The following is a 1,672-nucleotide window of genomic DNA, read 5'->3' on the forward strand; positions in this document are numbered from 1 at the left end:
CCGCCGGTCACCAGCACCGTGCCCTCGGCCGGCACTTCGGGCCGCACCACCTCCGCCGGGGAGCGCAGCGCCAGCCGGGGCACGCTCACCGCGCCGGCGCGTATCGCCACCTGGTCGTGGTCGGCCGCCAGCACGGCGGGCAGGGCCAGCAGGGATGCCGGGTCGTCGTCGACGTCCGCCAGCACGATCCGGTCGGGGTGCTCCGCCTGCGCGGACCTCAGCAGACCCCACACCGCGGCGCCCGTCAGGTCCGGAGCGGTGTCGTCCGCACCGGTGACGACCGCGCCACGGGTCAGCACGACGAGGCGGCTCGACAGGAACCGGTCGTCGGTCAGCCACTCACGCAGCAGTTCCAGTACCTCGGCCGTCGTGTCGTGCACCGAGGCCACGACGTCGTCACCGGGCCGTCCGGCGGCGTGGGCGACGACCAGCACATCGGCCCCGGCGGCGTCCGACAGCGTCGCATGGCGGTCGATCGCCAGCGCGTCGCCGACCGGCCGGCCGGTGGAACCGACCAGCGCCCAGCGCCCCACGGGCTCGGCCGGGGTCACCTCGGCCGGGCTCCAGTCCACACCGAACAGCGAGCCCGCCGTCGTCTCCTGGGCGGCCGACTGGTCGGCCGACACCGGGCGTGCCTCCACCGAACGCACCTCGCCCACGGGTTGGCCCGCCTCGTCGGCGAACTGGACCAGGCAGGACGTGCCGCCCTCGGTCTCGGCGTCGATCAGCAACCGGACCCGAAGCGAGGTCGCACCGGTGGCGTAGAGGCTGATACCGCTCCACACGAACGGCAGCAGCAGGGTGAAGTCGTCGCCCGCGTCGGTGATCGCGGCCACGACCCGGGGATGGATGGCCGCGTCGAACAGGGCGGGATGGATCCCGAACCGTGCGGTGTCCGTACGTTCCGGCAGTGCCACCTCGGCGAAGAACTCGGCGCCGTCGGCACCGTCGCGGCGCCAGAGGGTCCGCAGTCCGCGGAAGACCGGGCCGTAGACGTAGCCGTTCTCCGCGAGCCGGTCGTAGAAGCCGTCCGTCTCCACCGGCTCGGCGCCGGCCGGCGGCCACGCGCTCAGCTCGAAGGCCGGCGCCGGCGACGAGGCGGCCAGCGTGCCGGTGGCGTGGCAGACCCACTCGTCCTCGCCCTCCCGGCAGGAGTGGATCGAGAACGGCCGGTCTCCGCTGTCCTGCGGCTCCTTCACGACGAGCTGGACCCGTACGCCGCCCTTCGCGGGGATGACCAGCGGCGCGGCGACCACCATCTCGGCCACCCCGTCGCAGCCGGCCTCGTCGCCGGCCCAGAGCGCCATGTCGAGCAGCGCGGTGCCGGGCACCAGGGCCCGGCCGCCCAGTTCGTGCTCGGTGATCCAGGCGTGCGTGCGTGCCGAGAGCCGGCCGGTGAACACGACCTCGTCGGCGTCGGCGACGCGTACGACGGCGTCCAGCATGGGGTGGCTCGCGGCCGTCTGTCCCGCCGAGACCACACCGCCGGTCGAGTTCTCCAGCATCCAGTAGGGCTGGTGTTGGAAGGGATACGTCGGCAGGTCGACCAGAGACGCCCCGGTCCCCGCGAACACCCCCGACCAATCCACATCATGACCCGCCACATACACCTGCGCCAACGCACCCAACGCCGTCCGCACCTGCGGCTGATCCCGACGCTGCAACGCCACGA

1 protein-coding gene is annotated in these 1,672 nt (G+C 73.5%); it reads right to left on the bottom strand.

The annotated features are described in order from the left end of the window. On the bottom strand, positions 1-1,505 hold a 1,505-nt coding region (locus ACLVWQ_RS29660; RefSeq protein ID WP_414112292.1), incomplete at its 3' end, for a polyketide synthase dehydratase domain-containing protein. Positions 1,506-1,672 lie beyond the last annotated feature (167 nt).

The organism is Streptomyces sp. CWNU-52B (assembly GCF_047444975.1).
Lineage (GTDB): Bacteria > Actinomycetota > Actinomycetes > Streptomycetales > Streptomycetaceae > Streptomyces.